The organism is Bifidobacterium sp. M0399, assembly GCF_016100595.1.
Classification (GTDB): domain Bacteria; phylum Actinomycetota; class Actinomycetes; order Actinomycetales; family Bifidobacteriaceae; genus Bombiscardovia; species Bombiscardovia polysaccharolytica.
The window spans coordinates 251,056-273,637 of sequence record NZ_JACFSD010000002.1 but is presented as its reverse complement, the minus strand read 5'-3'; the positions used below and the strand labels follow the sequence as shown (position 1 = coordinate 273,637).

Sequence of the window (22,582 nt, the reverse complement as noted above, 5' to 3'; positions counted from 1 at the left end):
CGTTGAACAGTCGTCATCATTGTACAATCGGCCCGTCACAGGGCTTCGAGTTCACAGGATGGCCTTGCCCTAGGATGTGACGTATGGCTCCCCGATGGGGACAGGCAGGAGGACCCATGGCGCAGACCGTAAAAGAAACCCGGGATGGGCGCGCGCCCGCCCTGACGCAGCTGCTGGCCCTGGCGGCGCTGATCCTGCCAGGCGTGGCGGCGGGCTTGCTGGCCGCGCCTCGGGTCGCCCGATGGGTGCAGGCCGTCCTGGTTCTGATGCTGGCCTTGGCCCTGCTGGCTTCTTGGCCCTTGGTGGGTCGGGGTATTCGCCCCGGCCCAGACCGAGCCATGTTCGGTTTGCTGACCTTGGTCTGCCTGGTTCCGGCCTTGGTCGTGCAGGGGTCTGACGCCTTCAGGGTCTGGCTGTCAACTGCGGCGTTCCTGCTTGCCCTCCTGGCCGTATTCATGTTCGTTCGGCAGATGCTGCGTCGGGACAGGCGGATGGTCATCCGGGGCATTTCTGCAACAGCCATGGGCGGGGTCACTGCTGTCGCCGCCTCGGGATGGGTCTTCCTGCCAGAGCTGATCAGAGACCTGCAACCTGACCTGATGCCGATTCTGGTGGGGTTGGTGGCCTTGCTGCTGCTGATCGGGCTCATCGCCGCAGGCTATCGCTGGGCCAAAGAAGCAGCTGATCGGCACGGGGCCATTGGTCTGGCGCTGATGTCGGTGCTTCTGTCCGGAGCCATCGTGGTACTGGCGGCACTCGTCCTCCAGACGACGATCTGAGCTAGGCGTTCATCAGGTGATCCAGAAGGATCTGGATGCCCATGACTATCAAAATGATGCCGCCGGCGATTCTGGCCGGCTTGCGCCAGCGGGAACCGACAACGTATCCGATGCGCAATCCCGCTATGGAGACCGCAGCCGTCACCAACCCGATGACCAGTGCGGACAGCCAGATGTTGATGCCCAGCAGGGCCAGGCCCGCGCCCACGCCGAATGAGTCGATGCTGGTGGCTATGGCTGCAGGAAGCATTTGCCGCCAAGAGAAGCCCTCTTCGCCGTTCGCTCCTTCTTCCTTGCCGTAGACGCCCTCGCGGATCATGTTGACCCCGATGGCCGACAGAATGCCGAAGATAATCCAGTGATCCACAGCGGCCAGGGAGTCCTGCAGCATGGAGGCTGCGAAGTAGCCAAGCAGGGGCAACAGAGTCTGGAATCCACCGAACCAAAGTCCGACCAGCCAATGATGGCGGGCCCGCAGTCGGTCCACGGACAGTCCCTTGCTGATGGAGACGGCAAAAGCGTCAGAAGATACACCTAAAGCGATAAACAACAATCTTAAGAACACGGCATTCCTCGAAAGGGTTCATCCCCGGTGGGATGGGCCTCGACCAGGTCTCCTCAAACCCGCCTACGCCTCGGGAGCGTCGAGCGCGGAACTGCCGATTCGAGTCGGCTTTGAATTCGTTGAATGCCGTTCACATGCTACGCCATAACAATATGGACATAGATTTTACCTGTCAGCGCTGGAGAATCAAGCATGACAGGCTATCGGATAGGCCCATTAGTGAGCCATAGTCACTGTCAGGCTGCCTCCCGCTGCGTGGATGGCGCTGATGACCGTGCTCAGCGCCGGATCCCCCTGATTACTCAGGGCCTTGTAGATGCCCGAACGGGATCGGTCGGCATCCGAGGCGATGGCGCTCATATGCCTCTGCGCTCGCGCTACCTCGCCGAGTGCATTTGCGATGATGGCAGCTCCTTGCCGAGGGTTTTCGGCCTTGTCGGCCTCCTCCATGGCAACCTGCAGGTAGGTGACGGCCGCCTGCTCGCTATGTATATGGTCGCCTGCATGAAATTTCCTGATCTTCAACACCATCACAACCCTGTCCTTAATGTGGTCCGTTTCCTTGCCCGTTGGCTGACATCAGCTTTCCAGATATGACTTCCACAGATGTTTTGCATGGTCTATGTCCCTCTTCTGATGAGCCTTGCTGCCGCCGCAAAGCAGTAACACGACCTGTCTGTTCTTCAGGCCAAAGTAGGTGCGGTAACCAGGACCATAGTGAAAACGCATTTCGAATACGCCTTCTCCCAAAGTCTTCCAATCCCCTGACAGGTGCCCGGATAGCTTTACTTGTTCCCATCGGTGCAGGATACGTACTGCCGACTGGGTGTCTTTCATTTCATCAATCCACCGGCTGAATTCCTCAGTCTCCAGTACTTCAATGATGGACAGGGGCATGGTGCCGCTTCCCCTCCCTTATTTTCGAGAAGATGCGTCCCATTCCCCACAAGAAAAGTGTACACTGCAGTAGACATTAGAGCAATTGCTCATGACATCTAGATGTCGGGTGACTAACGGATTCCGTTGCCGGTTTTCGAGTATTGCTGGTCTTACTGGTCCTGGTAGGTGACGGCGTAGAACTCGCCGTTCTGGAAGCGTGCCATGTACACATCGCTGACCTTGTGTATGCCCTGCTTGGCCAGCTGCTCGTCGAGCCAGTCCTCGTCCCGTCCCATGGTGTCAAGAACGTCGGGATTGACCCGTCCGTCCATGACCACCGGATAGCGCACGTCCTTGTCGCCCTCGGAGATGATGGTCAGGCCGCCGTTCTGTTCGACGATGCCCCGCTTGACGTCGCGTATGTCGTTGATGCCCTTGGTGCGTAGCTTGAAGTCCACCTCCTTGGCCGTCAGGTTGACCTTGAGACAGTTTTGGACCAGCAGTTTGCCGTTCTTGATGATGGTGACCGGTTCGCCGTCGATGTACTTGCCTACCGCGTGGATGTGGGTCTTGGCATACCTAGTGATGAGGATCAGTGCCGCCCATATCAGCAGGATGACAATGTACTGGGCCATGGAGATGCTGTCGCTGTAGATGACCCCGCCGATGATGCCGCCCAGGACGTAGTTCTGCAATTGGTCCATGGGCGAGGTGGGCGCCAGGTTCCCCTTGCCGGTCACATTGATGAGCAGGGTGATGAAGAGCAGCCCGACAATCAGCTTCAGGGCCACGTTGACGTAGAAATTGATATCCATGGGTCACTCTCCGATCACGGTGATGTCTGGGTGGTACAGGTCGGCGCGCTGCAACAGGAATTCGGAGCCTGAACTGTTGAATACCAGGGTGTAGTAGCCCTTGGGGGTCTTGATGATCATGTCGTTGTTGCGCGAGGTGTCGTTGATGCTGATCTGCTCAGGATCGACCTTGAGCTTGGCGGCGGATTTGTCGATGACCGTGGTCAGCTGTCCGCTCTGCAGGCTGGCTGTGCGCAGATTGGTGTAGTCGCTGTACTGGATGGCCGCCGCCAACAGGAGCAGGGTTGCCAGGATGATGGACAGATCCTTGTACTTGTGGTTCCAACGGTGGCGGGAGTACATGAACAGGAAGAAGAGAAAGGCCAGGGCCAGAACGACGACCACGATGATCCTGATCATGGTCCAGTTGGTCTGACCGCCCTTGAGGTATTGGTACGTATAGAAAGTCATAGCCGCTCCTGCCCTTGCGCGCGCACCCGCAATTGGCAATCGTAGACGGCCAGACGCGTTTTGGGAGGATTTGGGCATGCAAAACCCCGGTTCGGGCGCTCGATTGGGCCCTTGCCGGGGTGATTGTGTCGACTGGTCGGCCTTGAGAGGTCAGTGCTGGGCGGCCAGGCGCTCGCGTGCAGCCTTGATCTGGGTCTCAGCAGCCTCGGCGTTGGTCCAGTAGTCGCCAGGCATGACCTCCTTGCCTGGTTCCAGAGCCTTGTACTGCTCGAAGAAGTGCTTGATTTCCTGCTTGTGGAAGTCGGAGACGTCGTCGATGTCCTTGATGGCATCGTAGCGGGCATCAGCAGGCACGCAGAGGACCTTGTCATCCCCGCCGGCCTCGTCGACCATGTGGTAGAGACCCACGGCGCGGCATTCGACGATGCAGCCCGGGAAGACCGAATCGGGGATCATGACCAGAGCATCCAAGGGATCGCCGTCCTCGCCCAGGGTGCCGTCGATGTAGCCGTAGTCGTCGGGGTAGCCCATAGAGGTGAAGAGGGTGCGGTCCAGCCTGATATGGCCGCTATCGTGGTCCATCTCATACTTGTTGCGGGAGCCCCGGGGGATCTCGACCAACACGTCGAATGTCTCTGCCATTGTCCTGTCTCCTTCTCGGTCTGGACAGCATAGGTATGTGTTATACACAGCATAACCGTCCCGCGGCACATTCGACCACAATCTCCCGCTCACGCACCTGTACGCCCGGCAGTCGCTCATACTCAAGGCATGGAGCGGGCGAAGAGTGAGGACGAGTATGAACAAGCATAGACGGGTCAGCCTCTTGGCGGCTCTGGTTGCCTTGGCGACCCTTGCCGGTCCGGCGGCTCCTGCCGTGGCTGGCGGAGGATCGGGTCATGCCGGTGGCGGACCTGTGCCCCCCGGCGGCGAAAATGTCCGGATTTGGCAGGGTTGGGCCTACAAGGATGACGACCAGGGCGCTTTTGGCGGTTATGAGATAGGCAGCATAGACAGGGCGTTGTCCCAGATGGGTGTGGTGGATGGGGGCAATGCCACTACGGCCCGGGTCAAGCGTCAGGCTCTGGATGAGGCTAACGGCAACTGTCAGGCGCGCTTTAACCAGGCCCATGCAGACCAATCCGGACAGGGCCACTGCCGGGTAACCGGCGTGGGAGTGGTTGCTGGCTATCGGGGATCCCAACGTATCTTTGACGGGATCTGTGTGGCTATTCACAAGCTTTGGATGGATAACTGGCGAAGCCAGGTGGCCAACAGCACCTTTAGCAACCGCGGGGTGACCTACCGAACCGGCGACCCATTCTGGGATCAGCCCGAGGACAGTCTGGACAAATTTGCTGACGAGTATGCAGGCAACGAGAATGACATTTCCCTGGTGGTGATCATGCTCAACGACTACGAGCCCAAGCCGGCAGATCTGCCGCCGGATCCCCCTGACAAGGAAGTAGATCGTGGAACAAGCGCGGATGGGATGACCAATCGCACCCGTATCGTCACTGAAACCGGTCACGGCGGGCGAGAACTGACTTTTAGCGATGTCTTTAATCCTCAGGGCAAGCAGTACCGTATAAGCGGCCAGCATGTCAGGGACCAGACCAGCGGTGAAGATTTGACTGACAAATTCATTTTCAACACCGCCGAAGGAGCTAGGCCGCCTGGTGGCCGGGCCACAGCAACCTGGAAGGGCGGTGCTCTGCCGCAGAAACACCGCTGGGTGTGGCAGCTGGATGTGACTGTCGAGCGGCCAGAGACCGGGGTGATTCTGGACCAGGGAGGAGTCCACTGGAAGGGCGCCGCCCGGCAGATTGACCAGTCGACTCCGGAACGTCGTACACCCACATGGAAGCCCAGGCCCGACAAATCCTGGATCCTGCGAGATACGACTACGGGGGTGTGGAAGAGCGTCATAGACCCGCAGTGGAGTAACGGAACTGGGGCCGACGGGCATGCCTTTCTGGATGGGGATCGAGTGGGGTCGGTGGTCAACGCCACTGTCGAAGCCCATCTGATTGAGGCACCCAAGGTTTTCGCCCTGACTGACGACTGGAGCGCTGCTGACTATCTGGTCGATCAGGACGGGGCTCGGGCCATTCGCGTCTTCGTTGCCAAGGCCAAGGCGGATGCAGACGGGCACTACCGCCGCAGCAGCATCGAGGACATTGCTGCCAAGGGCAGGGATGTGACCGACCGTTTCGAGATCAGCGTGACCGGCACACGAGCGCGGGCACAAGCCAAAAGCGGATGGCTGAACGGCTTAAAGGGGATGGAGGACCCTATGCAGGTCACCATGCTGGTTCCCTTCACGGTCCGCTTTGCCAACGGCGGCGGCGCAGCCAAGGTCCGCAAGGATATGGGTGGAGCACCTGACCAGGAGCTGACCTTTTGCCGGGCTCCTGATGGCCATGGCAGCCAAGGCGAGCCTCTGACCAACTCGGGTTCCCAGACAGTCAACACGCAGAGTGTGGAGACCAACAAGCCAGGCATTTGCGGATACCTGCCTCCGGTACGCAAGGATGTAATCTCCGAGGCTGGTCAGGGCGGGGAGCAGGCCAGCGTTGACGGCAAGGGGGTCTTCCCCGGTCAGCGACTGGAATATCAGTTGGATACCCAGCCCAGCCTGCCCGACAATCTGGCCTATCCTGTCAAATCAATCATCCTGACGGATGTGTATGACCGCTGGTTTGTGCCCGACAAGCAGACCCTTGAGGTTACTGACCTGCAGAGCGGCGATATCATCGCCAAGACCGGATACGCCACAAAGTGGAAGGACAAGGACCACAGTTTGCGGGTGGCCATTACCAACCCCGCCCGTATCAGCAAGTGGCGGGCCGGGGGCAAACCCAGAATCCGCCTGCGCTTTGAGGGCAGGGTTGATCCCAAGGCTCCAAGGGATCATCGGGTGGGCAATCAGTGGTTGCTGACGCTGAACAATTCACTGACCCCCTCCAACCAAGTGAGCAATCCACCAGCTGACTTCCATCCCTCAAAGAGCGATGTCAGCGCGCATGATCCGGGCATCAGCATCGACGGCAAGGTGCTCTTTGTGGGTGACCGGGGAGTTTATCGAATTAGTCTGGACGCCCGCCGTAAAGACACCGCCTACCCGGTCTGGCGGCTGGGCATGACGGATGCCTACGACGCTCGGCATCTGGATATCGATCCCAAGAGCATTGAGGTCCTGGGCTCCGACGGCCGCGATTACACCAAGGCTTTCAATATCCAGGTAAGAAACGGTATGGTTCTGGTCTTCGCCAAAACTGTGGACACCTATGTTCCGGCCACAGGTGCGACCCTCAAAGGAGATCCTCAGCCTCCCGATCTGGCTGCCTATGCCGCTGCCCGAGGCCATAGTCCCCTCAGGGAGCCGGCCATTGACCAAGGCTTGCTGGGGCGCACCTACGATCTGGTCCTGCCTTACACGGTCATCCGTGCAGAGCCTGGTCACGTGGTGCGCAACCAGGCGACTCAGATAGTCAACGACATGCGCAAAGCCACCAATGTGGTCGCTAATCCGGTCAAACCGCTCAATCCCGCCAAGGATGTGGTAGTGGACGTGGGCGGGGACAGCGCTCACAGCAGCAGTCTCTACCGTGGCCGGCTCTTCCTCTATCGTCTGGACTCAAGTCTGCTGCCGGCCGGACGGGCCTATCCGCAGGTGAAAACCTGGCGGATCGAGGATCGGCTGGACCCCTCTGTGGACCGGTTCACCGGCCATTGGGCCGTCTACGCCAACCAGGATCTCTACGAGAATGGGCGCATCCTGATTCATCATGGACGGATTATGGCTGGTTCGGATATGTCCGCAGATATTCATGGCGGTCCCTTGTTCACGATGACCGCAGACCCGGCAGGTCTGGTCAAAGTGGAGGCTACACCGCGATATCTGGCATTGGTCAGCGCTTCAGGCGACCGCCCGGTCGGCTGGAGGGCCTACCTGCAATGTAGACGGCTGAAGAAAGTTGAACGTCATGAGAACCGATTTACTGAGTTCTATCAGGACAAGACCATGGTCTCCAACACGGTCTGGACCAGAACGCCCGATATGACCCCGGCACTGCATATCGAGAAGTTTGATCAGGCCGGCGGTTTGCCCAAGGGTGATCGGGATCAGCCGGAACAGGCCCTTCGAACTCATGATGATGTCCCCATTGTCTTCCGGATCACCAATGATTCTCCTCGCGATCCCGGCGATGGGACCGGAGCCATCTTCCCCGCCCGGCAACTGCGTTTGGAGGATCAGACAGTCGTTGGTCAGGGGCGGGTGACTGGGATTCGCTATCCCGACAACTGGTCGACCCTGATGCTACGACCTGGCCAGTCTGTAGCCGTGCATGCCACGGTGACGGGCATATCAGGTCGGCACACCGACAGGGCCAGGGTGATCGGCAGTCCCCTGGTGCCCTGTCCGGTAGAAGAGGATGCGACCCTTCCTGAGCGGGAAGATGCCGGCAAGGCTTCTGTACGGCCTGATTCCCGGGGCGTGATGGTCGACGGCCGTCTGCTGTGTTCGGATCGGGCTGTCCGTTCCAATAGCGACGATTGGAACGCCCTTGGGGAAGCATTGCCCGGAACAGGGGCAGCTGTAGCTCTTCCTCTGGCCATCGTTGCAGCGGCAGTCATGACTGGCTCGCTCCTCTTCGGCCTGGTCAGGCGGGCGTCCAAGGGCCGTAGGGGCGGCAGTGACCGCTGATTTCACACGTCCAGCCCATGCGTGTCCCCTGGTCTGTCGTCTTTCTCGCTGGGCCACTGCTCATCCAAGGGAGGCCGTGATCCATCGCAGGACAGGTAGACACGTGCGATGCGCATGCCGGCCCGTTCCGGCTCCAAGGTCAGCACGTGCCGACCGCCGGTCAGGTGGACGGCGGCCATCTCCGACCATCCCCAGACATGCTCCGTGGCGAAGGTCATCAGTCTTCCCCCTCGGGGGAAGATGTCGTCCGGGGCCAGCGGGTCGCCGTCCAAGATCACATGGCAGGAGTCCTCCAGGTCGGAGGCGAACTGGGCTAGGAGCCAGATCCGGTAGTTGCCTGGCCTGTCAACCTGGAAGGCCAGGTTTATGCCGGGAGCTCGGCCGGGTTTGGGCCAGAGCTGTTGCCTTGGCTCGGTCCGCATGGCCAGGCCCCGGCCCCTGTGAATGGGGGCGTTGGTAGGGACCCAGCAGCCCTTCCGACGCCTGCCATTCTGTGGACCATTCTGTGACAGCCAGGCGTTTTCGTCCTGTCTTAGGCAGTCGGCGGGCTCAAGGTAGATATGCTCTGGGGTCTTGTTGGCGTCATTGTCCTGGCTGAGCTTCTGCTCATGCTGATGCCCGGCAGGCCAGACCAGCTTCGGCCGTGTATACAAACCGCCGTGAAGCCAGTAGTCCTGATCGAAGTAGGGTACAGGTTCTTCCGGGGTGTGGTCCGGATCGATTCCGTAATCACTGATGGCCAGGTTCCGTAAGGGGCGGTCCAAGACCTCGGCCGTGGGCGTTGGCTGATGGTCCGTAATCTGATTGCCGGTCTGAGCCTTGTCTTTATGAAATGTGTGAGAGCTCCGGTTGTCGGTCTGTTTGGAGGGCTGTCTACCTGTCACCCAGGTACTGAAGGCCGGTCCCAGTCGGCTGGGCCGTTCCCGGCCGGTGTTGATCACGACTTTGTCGATGCCGAAGGAGTCGTCCACGGCGATCAGCTGCAGCCGGTGGGGTCCGGCCTTCAAATAGGGCAGGATCATGGCCAGCTGTTCGGCGTTGTATACGATGGTCTCCTGCCAGTTGCCACGGAACTCGTCAGTGGTGGAAGATTCCAGGATTTCGCCCTGGTCGCCATCCAGGCTGACACGCAGGCGAATTCGCCCACGTGAGTTTAGAGTGGGCAGCCGGTGAACCTCCAGACGATGGCGGCCGGGAGTCTTCAGCCAGAAGTCCAGACTCAGACAGGCCCCGCTTCCTGCTTCCGGGTCGCTCCAGCCCTTGGTCTGCATCAGGCTTGGGCCAAAACGTCCCAGGTCTTGCGTCGCTAGCCAAGCGGTGGCCTGAGTGAGGTCGGGGTTGACGCGTCCGCGTGAGGGATCCATGCTGATGTGGCCATCCGCCTCGACGTAGCCGGTGAATCCTTGTCTGAGGCCAGGATTCTCGCCTACTAGAACATCGACCCTGATCGGGGTAGACCAGGCTTTTTCAGTTGTCTCCGGCTTGCTGGGACGGGTGATGATGGTTAGAGTACCCTGGCGACCCGCATGTGTTGAGGCGTTTTCGACCTGGACATGGATTCGCCATTCATCCCTGACAATTCGTCGTTCCACTGGCAGACGGATCCAGTCCTGATCGGCGCTGATGCACACTTCCTGTGCAGGGCTTCCCATAAGGTCCAGGTCAATCCAACGGTCGGTGATGCCATAGGGATCGAAGACCAGCTTGGCGTGATTGCCATCGCCCGGGACTATGACGCCCTCCTGTGCTCCCTGTGGCGTCAGGATCAGTCCCTGGTTTGGTTGAACCCTCACCGGCCTGCAAGCCGGGTACTGAGGCAGCGTGGGAGGAGGGAACCTGTTGGGAGTGAGGATGCCGTCCCAACCGCCTTGTGCCAGCTCCTTGTTGTACCAATGGAGCAGAGCCCGGATCATCCCCTGGAAGAGATGGGAGATCTTCATCTGCCTGTCGGCGGCTGGCAAGGCGCTTCTGGCGGCCTCAAGGCGGCTGCGGTCCGCATGGTAGAACTGGGCGTTCACGTAGTAGGCCATGGCGATCTTCAGGTCCACCAGCGATCGATAGGCTTCGCGAAACTCTGGCTTCATGCTCCTGCCAAGATTGTGCGAGCGCTCAGCGAGTTCCCGTAAGGCTGCAAGGCGGCCGCCGGCCTCGTCGTCGTAACCTGTCTGGGTGAAGGAGTCCTCGTGCAGGTGCTCGATTTTGGTCTGATTGTTGATCCGGTAGTAGCTCATGCACAGGTCGGCCACCTCAGAGCCGCGATCGTCGGCGAAGGTCTGGTCGAACCAGGCGGCCACGAAGTCCCGGGCCGACAGACTGTGGTGATCCTCGTCTGCATTCCAGGCCAGGTGGAGGAAGTAGGATCCCTCCAGCTCCAGGCGCTTGATGGCTCCCAGATTATCTATCCATACCCGGCGGATGCCCCGATCCCAGCACTTGCCCAGCTGGTCGTTCATCAGAGCCAGGGGAGTGGATGAGGTGCAGCGGTAACTGGTCCTCGGTGGCGCCCAGTAGGAGCTGTGGTAGTAGACCCCATTGCCTCCGCTGCGTGTCCGTTCGGCCTGATTGGGGAAGCGACGCATATACCCGTAGTTGTCATTGACCCACATGATGGTCACGTCTTCGGGCAGGTCCAGGCCCGCGTCGTAGAGGGGCAGCACCTCCTTGTAGGGAATGAAGAGCTGGGGTACCTCCTGTGGAGGTCGACCCAGGTGCTGACGCAGGATGTCCCTCTGGTCGCGAATGATCCGACCGAGCAGATCGACCCGCGCTCGCAGGCGACCCTCCTGGTCCAGGTTCGGATCCTCGTCGATGGCGCGCGTGGTCAGGCCTGTGTCGTGTATGCCGCGCATGCCCAGGGTCCAGGTGACCTCGTAGTTCCGGTTCATGTCCACGCTCTGCGACCAGTAGCGCCGAATCATATCCCGGTTGTGTCCGGGCAACGAATAGTCATAGTCCACATGCGTGCCCTGCGAGGCCACCCAGGGGTCCCACTCATGCTGGTTGCTCCGCAGGAGCATGTCGCAGTGGCTGCTTCCGATGACAATCCCCATGCTCTGGGCAAGCCTGCCGTTACGCGGATCAGCATTGAAGGCGTTGACGTGCATGGCCGGCCACAGATAGTTGCCGCCCAGCCGCAGAATCAGGTCAAAGACTTTTTCGTAGGTCGTCGGCCCGATGGTTCCGTCGGGAGTGTGCAGGCGAGCCCAGTCGTCCAGCTCCTCTTCGTCGTTGATGAAGAAGCCCCGGTATTTGACCGAGGGCCAGTCGAAGACGCGCAGATCGTCGGGCAGGCATATCCGTTCATGGTGACGTGCCGGCACGTTCCCCCACCAGTGCAAGGGTGAGATGCCGATGGCCCGGCTGAGAGCGTAGATCCCGTAGACGGTTCCGCGCCGATCAGTCCCGGCGATATAGAGGGTGCCGTCGATGACCTGCAAGGTGAAACCTTCCCATCGATATTCTCCTTGGGGGTCCTTGAGCGGGGTCAGATCGAGCTGGTCGGAGCAGACAGCCGAGTCGATCCAACTGGAATGGCCCAGGGTGCCCAGGCAGATGGTCGGGCTGCTCTCGTCGATCAGATTGGTCGGTCTCTGGGTCCGGCCCGTGACGGTCGCAAAATCCCTCATCAGGTTGCTTGCCGCAATTTGCACGGCCGAATCCTCACCATGATCAAGCAGCCAATTAGGCTGGACCCCTGAATCGGCCAGAACTGCGCCCGACCCGGCATTCACTGGGATGGTTCCGGGCTGGGGATGAAACAAGGTGACCATGGTGGCGCTCCCACTGTCTGCTGATCAGGCGGATGCTCCGCCGCCTGTGTTCGGACACCCATAGGCTAACACCTGATTAGGAAAATTTTCAATAAGCAAAAAGATGAACGCGGCTGGCAGTGCTCGATGGCCGCCTCTCTCCATTACCATAGTTGGAGACGCTCACAGTCCAGCAGAGCCGGGAGGCGATCCGATGAGCAAGAAAGTGACGCTGGCCGACGTGGCTGCCAAGGCGGGGGTTGCGGTGTCCACAGCCTCCAAGGCGCTACGCAACAGCGCACAGGTCAGCGGTCCGACAAGGGCCAAGGTGTTCAAGGCCGCGGCGGAGCTCTCCTTTTCGCTCAATGAGCGTCAGAAACAGTCCCAACCTCCCAGCCTGCCAAAGTCGGTGGGGCTGGTCACTTCGGACCTGGACGGTCAGTTTTCCATGCCCATCCTGATCGGCGCGGAAAGTTACTTCGGAGTCGAGTCCATTCCGGTTTTTCTCTGCAACGCAGGCAGGGATCCGGCTCTTGAACAGCACCATATAGATAATCTGCTGGCCTATGGCGTCAAAGGGCTGCTGATGGTCGGATGGCGTACCGATCCGCGGCCAGCGCTGACCAGCTGCCCGGTGCCGGTTGTCTATGCCAATCAGGCGTCTCTGGATCCCCATGACTGCTCGGTTATCACTGACAACGAGGATATCGGGCGGCTGATGGTACGGCATCTGGTCGAGGGTGGATCCAAAAAAATCGTGCTGATTGCTGGCGATCCAGCCTTCCAGTCCTCGGTCAGGCGACTCAAGGGCGAGATGGCCGAACTGGATAGCCGTGGGCTGGCTGCTGTGCGTACAGTTCGGTATGGGGGCTGGAACGAAGAGACCGGACGTCGCACCATGATTGGCTTGCTGGATGAGGGCATCGACTTCGACGGCGTGGCTTGTGGCAACGACGAGATAGCCCGGGGGTGTCTGGATATCCTGCATGATCGGCATATTGCCGTTCCGGATAGGGTATCGGTGGTTGGGGTTGACAATCGGTCGGTCATTGTCGGCAACTCGCGTCCTCCGCTGACCAGCGTCGACCTGAATCTTAAGGCCATCGGCACCAGGGCAGCCAGCTGCCTTGCTGATATGCTGGACGGCCGAGGTCACCAAGGTATCGAATGCGTCAAGGGCACGCTGGTCCAGCGCGCCTCTACCAGAATGCCGCTCTAAAGCCGTTTGCCGCTCAATTTCGGATATCACTGCAATCGCAATTTCACCGCCATAAGCGAGTCTTTCGCCCTTTAATCTTAAGAAACTTTTTCATTTGACAAACTTTTCTTTCCTTCTTATCATGACCAGTGTCGGAGTTGCCGATAGGCATTAGGGCCGCAGGTCGTCTGGTCCGGTTTCAAGTGCAATCGAGGTTGATCCTTTCGGCTCCTGCGCATCCCACTCGATGAAGAAGGGACATGTCATGACCTCGCACAAGGATGCATTGAACTCAGAGCGCGGATCATCCCGCTTCCGGCGGAAACAGACCTCGAACAGGCGTGGGCGCCGTCGGGAGAGCTTCGCTGAATATGCGCATCGTTGCTGGCCCCTGTGGGTGATGGTGCTTCCTGCCATCGTTTTTGTGGCCATATTCCGTTACGGCCCCATGTACGGCATCCAGCTGGCCTTCCGCGATTTCGACTTCACCAAGGGTCTGACCGGTGGCAAATGGGTGGGCTTCCACTACTTCCGTCAGTTCTTCGCCTCGCCCATGTTCAAGCCACTGATGATCAACACGGTCCGCATCAGTCTGTGGACCCTGGTCATGGGTTTCATCGCACCCATCATTCTGGCCCTGCTCATCAACCAGATCCATTCCGGCAAGGTCAAGGGATTTGTGCAGACCATCACCTATATGCCCCACTTCATCTCCACCGTCGTCATTGTGGCAATGATCAATCTCTTCCTTACTCCCTCCTCAGGCCTGCTGACCCGTTTTTTGGCTTTCCTGCATGTGGTCAATCCGAATTTCATGGGTGATCCCGCAGCCTTCACCCCTATCTACTGGATCAGCGAAGTCTGGCAGCATATGGGGTGGAATTCAATCATCTATCTGGCGGCTCTGAGCTCTGTGGATACGGCCCTCTATGAGGCGGCCAGAATGGATGGCGCCGGCCGCTTCCAGCTGATCCGCTACATCGACATTCCCGCCATCCTGCCTACTGCCGGCATCCTGCTCATCCTCAACATGGGAGGTGTGCTCAACGTGGGCTTCGAGAAGGTCTTCCTCATGCAAAATACTCTGAATCTGCCGGCCTCCGAGGTCATCAGTACATACACCTACAAAATCGGCATTTTGCAGAATCAGTTCTCCTACTCGACGGCTATAGGCCTGTTCAATACGGTGATCAATCTGATCTTCCTGGTCACCGCCAATCAAATCTCGAAGCGCATCTCCGACACCAGCATTTTCTGAATCCGGAAGGAAGCCGACATGAGCATCAACCATGGCATCAAGAGCAGCGGTATCCGGCGGCTGACCCATCCTCAGAGCTGGAAGGACCGATTTGCCGATCTGGTCATCGTCATTCTCCTCCTGGCGGTGGTCGCCAGCATCATCTACCCCATATGGTTCATCATCATCGCCTCGGTCTCCGACCAGACCATGGTCAATACCGGGCAGGTCAACTGGCTGCCCAAGGGTTTCTCCCTGTATGGATTCCGGCAGATCCTCGGCGACGGACGCATTTGGAATGGCTACAGGAACACCCTGTTGTACACGGTTGTCGGCACTGCCCTGAATCTGGTGGTCACCATGCCTGCGGCCTTTGCCCTTTCGCGCCGCGAGCTGCGAGGTCGCCGTCTGATCATGCTCTTCTTCACTGTGACCATGTTCATCAACGGCGGGCTGATTCCCACCTACCTGCTCTACAAGCAGATGGACCTGCTGGATTCCTGGGCCGTCTTCGTCATCCCCGGAGTGGTCAGCGTCTACAATCTGATCATCGCCCGGTCCTTCTTCGAGACCAGCATTCCCGAGGATCTGCATGACGCGGCCCAGATCGACGGCGCGGGCTGGTTCCGTTATCTCACTCGCGTGGTGCTGCCCCTATCCAGTGCCATCGTTGCGGTCATCGGGCTCTATTACATGGTGGGACACTGGAACGACTTCTTCACCGGCTTGGTCTACATCCGCACCTATGACAAGCAGCCCCTGCAGATAGTGCTCAGGGACATCCTCCTGTCGAATCAGGCTTTCCAGGGCGGATCGGGGGTCACTTCCGGGGCTGGATACGGCCAGGAATACGCCGACCAGATCAAGTATGGGGTCATCATCGTTTCTACCCTGCCCCTGCTGGTCATCTATCCATTTATCCAGAAGTACTTCAACAAAGGTGTCATGATCGGGGCCATCAAGGGCTGACCGGTCCCTGCTTCGTCGTTGCAGCAATGCATAGCCGTGATCAAACAAATCATCAGCCGAGAGAAAGGAAACATGATGAAAAACCATGAACCAAGGGGCATTCGCACCCATTTGGCTGCCGTGGGCGCGGGCATAGTCGCCCTGTCCATGCTGCTGGCAGGGTGTGGCGGCTCATCAAGCAAGCCCAAAACCAATGCCGAGGGCAAGCCCATCGTCACCATAGCTGTGGCTAAGCACCCCTTGACGCAGAAGATGTCCAAGATGGCCTGGCCCAAGCAGGTTGAGAAGGAATGCGGCTGCGAGATCCACTGGCAGGAGGCGAGCTCCGACTGGGATCAGAAGAAACAGGCCATGTTCGCAGCCGGGGACGTGCCGGATCTGATCCTAAAGGGCGTTACTCTGGCCGATCTGGCCACCTACAGCACCCTGTTCGAGGATCTGAGCAAGGACTTGGACAAGATGCCCAACGTCAAGAAGATGTTCACTACTGATCCTGCCGCCAAGCGATCGGTCACCATGAAGGACGGAGCCATATACATCCTGCCCTCAGTGGCCAAGGGGATCATGCCGGCCGATGCCAGCCACACATTCATCAACAAGCAGTGGCTGGACAAGCTGGGATTGCAGGTACCGACCACCTGGGACGAGCTGGAGAATGTGCTCAAGGCCTTCAAGACCCAGGATCCCAACGGGAATGGCGAGGCTGACGAGGTGCCTTTCGACTTCTACTCGCCTTCCCCGGCCGGATTCGGCAAGAACGAGCCCGTACTCTTTCTTAATAGCCTGGGAATCGTAACATCATTGGGAAGCGCTCAAGGGTATTACGTGGACAAGGGTCAGGTCAAGTCCTTCTTCACTGATCCCAGGTACAAGCAGGTCGTGCAGTTTATGAACAGGCTCTGGCAGGACGGGGTCATCGCCAAGGATGCCTTCACCCACGATTACTCCACGGCGCAATCCACCGCCCGCGGCCAGGGCGACAACGCCAAGGTAGGCTTCACCTGGGGCTGGACTGCTACTGATCGGTTCGGCGCTCAGCTGGCCAAGCAGTACGTGACCATGTCGACGCTCAAGGCCAAGCCTGATCAGAATCCTGACGAGCTGGTCTACGACCACGTAGGAGACAAGTACGATTACAATGAATCAGCCTTGGCCATGTCAGCCAAACCTTCGAACAAGGATGCTGTGCTCAAGGTGGTCAACGCCCTCTACGGCCAGGAAGTGTCTCTTCAGCAGTTCTGGGGCGACATGGGCAAGGATATCCAGAAGATCGGTGAGAAGTCCTATAAGATTCTGCCGCCTGCAGATTCCACCAAGGATCCCTCGACATGGAAGTGGTCGCAGACCCTGGCCGATGGTTCGCCATACTGGATTCGCCCGGACCTGAAGATCGAGCTGCCGGCGGATGTGCAGGAGGCCCATAGCCAGGTCAAGACCTTGGAACCCATCCTCAGCCATGTCGATCCCAAGCGTGACATCCTACCCGGCGGGTTCAAATTCTCTTCGGCTGACAACAGCACCTTGCAGAACAACAACACGACCATACTCAATACGGCCATGACCAAGTTTGCGCAATGGACCACCAAGGGGGGAGTGGATGCCGAATGGGATCAGTACCTGGACGCCCTCAAGAAGGCCAATCTGGACCAGAACATCAAGTTGGAGCAGAAGGCCTATGACGAGTACTACGCAAAGTAAACATCTGGTCAAGCGAATGATTGGGCTGTTCGTATTTGTTTGAAAAGCATCCAACGGTCGAGGCGGGCGATCCTTTAGTGGACCGCCCGCCTTATGTTTGGCCCCACTGCCGCCAGTTCTGCGTTACGTCTGAATCTTCGTATAGCTGGGGATATCGGCTTCGAAGCATATGCCGCAGAAGTTCTGACGCGAAGGGTGACGGTGTCAATTCTCCTCAGCGTCCAGCAGCACCACTCCCTGGGGCGGATTACTGTCGATGGCTCCCACGGTCTCGTGCGGCAGGTAGGGCTCCTCCATGGAGGCGATCTCCTCAGGGGTGAGCTTCAAATCCAGCGCAGCCGCTGCGTCGTCAAGATGCCGGGCCTTCGTGGCGCCGATGATTGGTGAAGCGACACCTTTGGCCCACTGCCAGGCAATGGCTACCCGGGCCATAGGAACGCTGTGTCGCTCTGCCACCTTTTGTACACGGTCGATAATGGCCAGGTCGTTGTCTTCGGCCCGGTCGTACTTGCCACGCGAGACCTTGTCGGTGGCGCTGCGCAGAGTGTCGGCTGTCCAGGTGGGACGTGTCAGATGGCCGGCGGCCAGAGGGCTGTAGGGCATGAGCGAGACACCCGTCTTTTTGCAGAAGGGTATCAGGTCCTTCTCGTCCTCCCGGTAGAGCAGGTTGTAATGGTTCTCCATGGCGCTGAAGGGGGTCCAACCGTTGTCTTGGGCGACTTTCTGCATGTCCTGAAATTGGCTGGTATACATGGCTGAGGCCCCCAGCGCCCGCACCTTGCCGGCCTGAACCAGATCGTTCAGTGCTTCCATGGTCTCTTCGATGGGAGTTTCATAGTCGAATCTGTGGATGATATAGAGGTCCAGGTAGTCGGTGCCCAGCCGCTTGAGCGTCCCCTCGATCTCCCGATGGATGGCCTTGGACGAAAGGCGCCCCTCATTGAAATAGACCTTGGATGCAATGACCACCCGGTCGCGGCTTGTATGCTTTCTAAGCGCCTTTCCCAAATACTCCTCACTGGTTCCAGCAGAGTAGCCGTTGGCCGTATCGAAGAAGGTGATGCCCAGATCGAGTGCGTGCGCAACGACCGCGTCAGTCCCCTCCTCGTTCGGTGTCCAGTCATGCATGGTGCCTGGTTTGCCGAAGCTCATGCACCCCACGCAGATCTTCGATATATTGATGCCCGTTTCGCCCAGTCGTGTGTACTGCATTTAAGCCCCCTTGGCCTTCCTTGGTGCAGACGCAATCATGCTAGCAAGTTCGAGTCGGTGGAGGTCTACTTCTTTGGTTTGGGCAGTTAGCAAATACAGAGAAAAGGTCGTCTGAGCCTTTTATCGATGACCTGTTATGAACCGTAACAAGCAGTATAAGAAGGTAAAGAGCTTGAATGTGAGTGAATGCAGTCATTATTGATGGCAAGGGTTGGGCTTTGGGCTTGATACTTGCCCAGTTGAATGTGTGTAATGACCTTTTGGGCGAGCGAAGTCGAGTGGACACTGCCTTGGGATCCTCTGCGCTTCCGTCATTGAGTTGGAACAAAAAGTATTGCCGACCGAAGGTCATTGGGATTAAAAAACCGAATGTATAGCTTCAAAGGGATTCATCTGCACTTTGGTCCTTTGCACCTTTGAAGAGCTCACGAATACTGTTTAGAGGTGATTCCTTCATATTGCCTTTTGTTAAGGTTCGAGGTTTTTACGCTATGTCCGGTTGTTTTGTTCAGTGCCCCAGAATGCGTCGATACCGGTTGCTTTATTTTCTGGGAGTAGTTTTGGGGTCAGCCAGTCCTCAACCTTGCAGTCTCGAGTCTTGTTAACGGTGAAATTGAATACCAAATATAACTGCCTCGACAGGTCGTGACTGATGTTCATTTATGCACGTGGGTCATATACGTACTTTGTTCTTTGGAATAGGTACGATCCGAGCAATGCGGGCAGGCTAGTCGCCAACTGGATATGTCATTATTCTCCGTTGATATAATTGATGTAACAGTTGAAGCTAACCTTTAACGAAGAGGGCTCACGTGGCAAGAAGAACTGATATGAGCTGCGTTGCTTTTTCGCATTTGTTGCGTTTCAAACGCTCGCATTATCCTTATTCCGATAGGTACCTTAGCGAGGTAAACAATTCGCCGGACACGCATGCAAGAACAGAAAAACAGCATATGGTGCACTGGTTTGCAGACAACGCGACCCATGGATCAGGCGCCTATTCCCGGCAGAAGCCGAATAACAGCGCCAAAAGATGTTTCAACAAATTGGAGAACGCTGCGTCCTTGTTGTGGATTGCCGAGGCGGTTGGCATTGAAGAGCCAGTTGTAGCAGCAGCTTTCGAGGCTGCAAGGCAGGCGGGAGACTATCGCCGGGCTTGTGGCGCGATCCGCAAGATTATTACCTGGTCCATGATTATCGAATCCTTGTAATGATATCGACGTAGATCAAATATAGTTTTTATTAAGTGCCATAGGTACTCGGTTTTCAATGCAGACTGCTTAGAGCAAGGGTAGTTTTTAACACAGGTTTGGAAAGAAAGGGTTGCATATGCCCGAAATTAAATGTCCCAAATGCGGAACCGTATTCACTGCCGAAGAGGCCGGATATGCCGACATTCTGAAGCAGGTTCGTGACAAGGATTTTGACAAGCAGCTTCATGAACGGCTTGAGCAGGCTGAACGCGAGAATAGCAAGATCCGCGAACTGGACCAGGCGCAGGCCGAGCAGACGTTGCAGAAGACCAAAAGCGCAAAGGATGCCCAGATACAGGAGCTGCAGGCAAAGCTGGAATCCGAACAGGCTGCAAAGAAATTGGCTGTTTCAGAAGCCTTGAGGAAGGTCGAGAAAGAGAAAGACGATCTGAGCGCCAAGCTGGACAAGGCCGAGTCGGAGAAGCGGCAGGCGCTCGATCTGGCAGAGGCCAATTCCAAGAGCGAAATGCAGAAGGCGGCTGCGGGCAAAGATGCCGAGATCGTCAAATTGCAGAATCAGTTGGATGCTTTTGAGTTGCAGAAGAGGCAGGAGCTTGCTCAGGCTTTGAGTCCGGTGGAGAAGGAGCGGGATGATTTCAAGGGCAGGCTTGAGAGGCTGAAGCTTGAGAAGGAGTCGGAGGAGAAGCTCTCCAAGGAGCAGCTGAAGTCGCAGCTGCAGGCGGTCGTCGCAGATAAGGATTCCGAGATAGCCAAGCTGAAAAGCAGCCTGGACAAGGCGGAGCTGCAGAGCAAGGTCGAGGCCAAGTCCCTCAAGGAGCGTTACGAGGTCCAGATCCAGGATCGTGACGAGCAGATTGAGCGGCTGCGTGATCTGAAGGCGAAGCTGTCCACCAAGATGGTGGGGGAGACGCTTGAGCAGCATTGTCAGATCGAGTTCAACAAGCTGCGATCCACGGCTTTTCCCAATGCCTACTTCGAGAAGGACAACGATGCCAGGACGGGCAGCAAGGGCGACTTCATCTTCCGTGACTGGGACGATTCCGGCACGGAGATCGTGTCCATCATGTTCGAGATGAAGAACGAGACGGACACCACATCCACCAAGCACAAGAACGAGGACTTTTTCAAGGAGCTCGACAAGGACAGGCATGAGAAGCACTGCGAATACGCCATTATGGTCTCCCTGCTGGAGCCTGACAGCGACCTGTACAACACGGGTATAGTGGACGTCTCCTATCGCTACCCGAAAATGTATGTTGTTCGTCCGCAGTTCTTCATTCCGATAATCACCCTGCTTCGTGATGCCGCCAAGAACTCTCTGCAATACAAGAATGAACTTGAAGAGGTGAAGGCACAGAACATCGATATAACGCATTTCGAGGAAGAGCTGGACTCCTTCAAGAGTGCTTTTGGACGCAACTACGATATCGCCTCAAAAAAGTTCAAGACCGCAGTGGAGGAGATCGACAAATCCATCAACCACCTGAACAAGATAAAGGACGCGCTGCTAGGTTCCGAGAATCAGCTTCGCCTGGCCAACAACAAGGCGCAGGATGTGACCATACGAAGACTGACCAGAAACAATGAGACGATGAAAGCCAAATTCGACGAACTAAATAAGTCGAAGGCGTTAGAATCCTGAGACTATGAACGATGCAGTCATGTGAGGTGATGGACCTAAACGGCTATCTCTGATTTTGTGGTTGGGTCGTCCATCGTCCGTCCATATTTGACTGCACCACACTGGCCAATGTTCCGAACGGCCGCAAATATGCTGAGATAGAAAAACAGGATAGAGAAATAAAGGCTCGGAATCCAAACGGTTCCGAGCCTTATTGGTAGCGGGGTCAGGATTTGAACCTGAGACCTCTGGGTTATGAGCCCAGCGAGCTACCGAACTGCTCCACCCCGCGTCGGCTGTTCAACACAGCAGTTATCTATGTTACGGATTCCAGCGCGCTTGTCAAGTCCGTGTGTGGGAAGGCCTACGCTGGGCCATAATGGAGTCATGCCTATCACCATCCCCACCGGATTGCCGGCCAGATCCATCCTCGACTCGGAGCGTATCTTCGCCTTGGAGAGCCACGAGGCGGAGCGCCAGGAGATGCGTCCGCTCAGGCTGGTCATCCTCAATCTGATGCCTACCAAGGTGGAGACAGAAACCCAGCTACTGCGGCTGATCTCCAAGTCACCGCTTCAGGTGGAGATCGACTTCATGAAGACTTCCACTCATCAGGCCGTGCACACCAGCATGGATCACCTGGTCAAGTTCTACGAGAATCTGGATTCCTTCAAAGACAACTGCTATGACGGTCTTGTCGTGACGGGCGCCCCAGTGGAGCAGATGGACTTCGAGCAAGTCGACTACTGGGAGGAGCTGACCCGCATTCTGGACTGGTCGTCTACTCATGTTTTCTCAACCATGTACTTGTGCTGGGGGGCCATGGCCGGGCTCTACTACCGTCATGGCATCGCCAAGCGCAACCTGGATCGCAAGGTCTTCGGGGTTTTCCCCCAGTACCTGCAAGACGAGTACTGCTTCATCACCAATGGCTTCGACGAGATTGCCCTGCAGCCCCACTCCCGCTGGGCCGGGGTGGACGAGGACCAAGTGCGGGCCTGCCCGGATCTGCAGGTGCTGACCTGGGGTCCTCAGTCAGGTCCAGGGCTTATCAGCACCCAGGATTTCTCAGAGATCTTCGTGCTGGGCCACTGGGAGTATGACCGTGACACTCTCGCTCACGAGTACCAGCGTGACATGGCCAAGGGTCTGGACCAGGTGCCTTTTCCGGTCAACTACTACCCCCATGACGATCCCGCACTGGAGCCGGTCTTCTCCTGGCGGGCCCACGCCAACCTGCTCTGGCGCAACTGGCTGAACTGGGTATACGAGACCACTCCTTATGATCTGGACCAGGTGCCGACTCTGCGGGCGGCGGGCCAACTAGGCACCGACCGAACCATCAGACACGCTCCTGGATGTCCACGCGCCGATGGGTATCGTCCCTTGGCTGGTGACGGATATGGGCTTATTCCTGGCGTTGTTAATAGTTAATGACGTTTGGATTAAATTCGTTATCAACCCGTCCACACCGCGGGGCGGATT

Annotated in this window: 17 protein-coding genes and 1 tRNA gene; 9 read left to right on the top strand and 9 right to left on the bottom strand. The window is 57.7% G+C overall.

Annotation, left to right across the window (positions count from 1 at the left end):
• Positions 1-116 precede the first annotated feature (116 nt).
• Positions 117-779 carry a hypothetical protein gene (locus H3V09_RS05785; protein WP_198191304.1) on the top strand — a complete coding sequence of 221 codons (663 nt, stop codon included), beginning with the start codon at positions 117-119 and terminating at the stop codon, positions 777-779.
• A gap of 1 nt (position 780) precedes the next feature.
• On the opposite strand, the gene H3V09_RS05780 is transcribed toward H3V09_RS05785, so the two are convergent.
• From H3V09_RS05780 to H3V09_RS05755, 6 genes are all read right to left on the bottom strand, one after another.
• Positions 781-1,344 (bottom strand): manganese efflux pump MntP, encoded by a 564-nt coding sequence (locus H3V09_RS05780; protein ID WP_198191305.1) that lies wholly within the window; start codon positions 1,342-1,344, stop codon positions 781-783.
• Positions 1,345-1,560: 216 nt separating this feature from the next.
• Positions 1,561-1,875, bottom strand: coding sequence for an addiction module antidote protein (locus H3V09_RS05775; protein WP_232339485.1), 315 nt, complete (start codon positions 1,873-1,875; stop codon positions 1,561-1,563).
• Between the two features lie 48 nt (positions 1,876-1,923).
• Complete coding sequence (locus tag H3V09_RS05770) at positions 1,924-2,241, bottom strand: type II toxin-antitoxin system RelE/ParE family toxin (RefSeq protein WP_198191307.1); 318 nt, start codon at positions 2,239-2,241, stop codon at positions 1,924-1,926.
• Positions 2,242-2,393: 152 nt separating this feature from the next.
• Positions 2,394-3,038: a DUF421 domain-containing protein gene (locus H3V09_RS05765; RefSeq protein WP_198177229.1), complete on the bottom strand. Its 645-nt coding sequence runs from the start codon at positions 3,036-3,038 to the stop codon at positions 2,394-2,396.
• Between the two features lie 3 nt (positions 3,039-3,041).
• A complete protein-coding gene (locus H3V09_RS05760; RefSeq protein WP_045924896.1) occupies positions 3,042-3,488 on the bottom strand; it encodes a DUF3290 family protein in 447 nt (148 codons plus the stop codon).
• Between the two features lie 150 nt (positions 3,489-3,638).
• Positions 3,639-4,130: an inorganic diphosphatase gene (locus tag H3V09_RS05755; RefSeq protein WP_144178316.1), complete on the bottom strand. Its 492-nt coding sequence runs from the start codon at positions 4,128-4,130 to the stop codon at positions 3,639-3,641.
• 157 nt (positions 4,131-4,287) lie between these two features.
• Between H3V09_RS05755 and H3V09_RS05750 the strand changes: the two genes are divergently transcribed.
• The gene (locus tag H3V09_RS05750) at positions 4,288-8,199 is read left to right on the top strand and encodes an LPXTG cell wall anchor domain-containing protein (RefSeq protein WP_198191308.1); all 3,912 of its coding nucleotides are present in this window, start codon (positions 4,288-4,290) and stop codon (positions 8,197-8,199) included.
• A gap of 2 nt (positions 8,200-8,201) precedes the next feature.
• Here H3V09_RS05750 and H3V09_RS05745 read toward each other — a convergent pair whose 3' ends face one another.
• The gene (locus H3V09_RS05745; RefSeq protein WP_198191309.1) at positions 8,202-11,969 is read right to left on the bottom strand and encodes a glycosyl hydrolase 115 family protein; all 3,768 of its coding nucleotides are present in this window, start codon (positions 11,967-11,969) and stop codon (positions 8,202-8,204) included.
• Between the two features lie 193 nt (positions 11,970-12,162).
• On the opposite strand from H3V09_RS05745, the gene H3V09_RS05740 reads away from it, so the two are divergent.
• The 4 genes from H3V09_RS05740 to H3V09_RS05725 all read left to right on the top strand — a co-directional run bounded on the left by H3V09_RS05740 (position 12,163) and on the right by H3V09_RS05725 (position 17,050).
• The gene (locus tag H3V09_RS05740) at positions 12,163-13,167 is read left to right on the top strand and encodes a LacI family DNA-binding transcriptional regulator (protein WP_198191310.1); all 1,005 of its coding nucleotides are present in this window, start codon (positions 12,163-12,165) and stop codon (positions 13,165-13,167) included.
• A gap of 244 nt (positions 13,168-13,411) precedes the next feature.
• On the top strand, positions 13,412-14,404 hold the full coding sequence (locus H3V09_RS05735; protein WP_198191311.1) for an ABC transporter permease: 993 nt from the start codon (positions 13,412-13,414) through the stop codon (positions 14,402-14,404).
• A gap of 18 nt (positions 14,405-14,422) precedes the next feature.
• Positions 14,423-15,352, top strand: coding sequence for a carbohydrate ABC transporter permease (locus H3V09_RS05730; protein ID WP_198191312.1), 930 nt, complete (start codon positions 14,423-14,425; stop codon positions 15,350-15,352).
• Positions 15,353-15,424: 72 nt separating this feature from the next.
• Positions 15,425-17,050 carry an extracellular solute-binding protein gene (locus H3V09_RS05725; protein ID WP_198199039.1) on the top strand — a complete coding sequence of 542 codons (1,626 nt, stop codon included), beginning with the start codon at positions 15,425-15,427 and terminating at the stop codon, positions 17,048-17,050.
• A 204-nt stretch (positions 17,051-17,254) separates the two neighbouring features.
• Here the strand turns inward: H3V09_RS05725 and H3V09_RS05720 are convergent, their stop codons facing one another.
• Positions 17,255-18,262, bottom strand: a complete 1,008-nt coding sequence (locus tag H3V09_RS05720; RefSeq protein ID WP_198191314.1) for an aldo/keto reductase — start codon at positions 18,260-18,262, stop codon at positions 17,255-17,257.
• Positions 18,263-19,092: 830 nt separating this feature from the next.
• Here H3V09_RS05720 and H3V09_RS05715 point away from each other — a divergent pair.
• Positions 19,093-19,473 (top strand): hypothetical protein, encoded by a 381-nt coding sequence (locus H3V09_RS05715; protein ID WP_144178328.1) that lies wholly within the window; start codon positions 19,093-19,095, stop codon positions 19,471-19,473.
• Positions 19,474-19,591: 118 nt separating this feature from the next.
• Positions 19,592-21,118 carry a DUF2130 domain-containing protein gene (locus H3V09_RS05710; RefSeq protein WP_198191315.1) on the top strand — a complete coding sequence of 509 codons (1,527 nt, stop codon included), beginning with the start codon at positions 19,592-19,594 and terminating at the stop codon, positions 21,116-21,118.
• Between the two features lie 194 nt (positions 21,119-21,312).
• Here the strand turns inward: H3V09_RS05710 and H3V09_RS05705 are convergent.
• A tRNA-Met gene (locus H3V09_RS05705) sits at positions 21,313-21,389 on the bottom strand.
• A gap of 95 nt (positions 21,390-21,484) precedes the next feature.
• On the opposite strand from H3V09_RS05705, the gene H3V09_RS05700 reads away from it, so the two are divergent.
• Positions 21,485-22,531, top strand: coding sequence for a homoserine O-succinyltransferase (locus H3V09_RS05700; protein ID WP_198191316.1), 1,047 nt, complete (start codon positions 21,485-21,487; stop codon positions 22,529-22,531).
• Positions 22,532-22,582 lie beyond the last annotated feature (51 nt).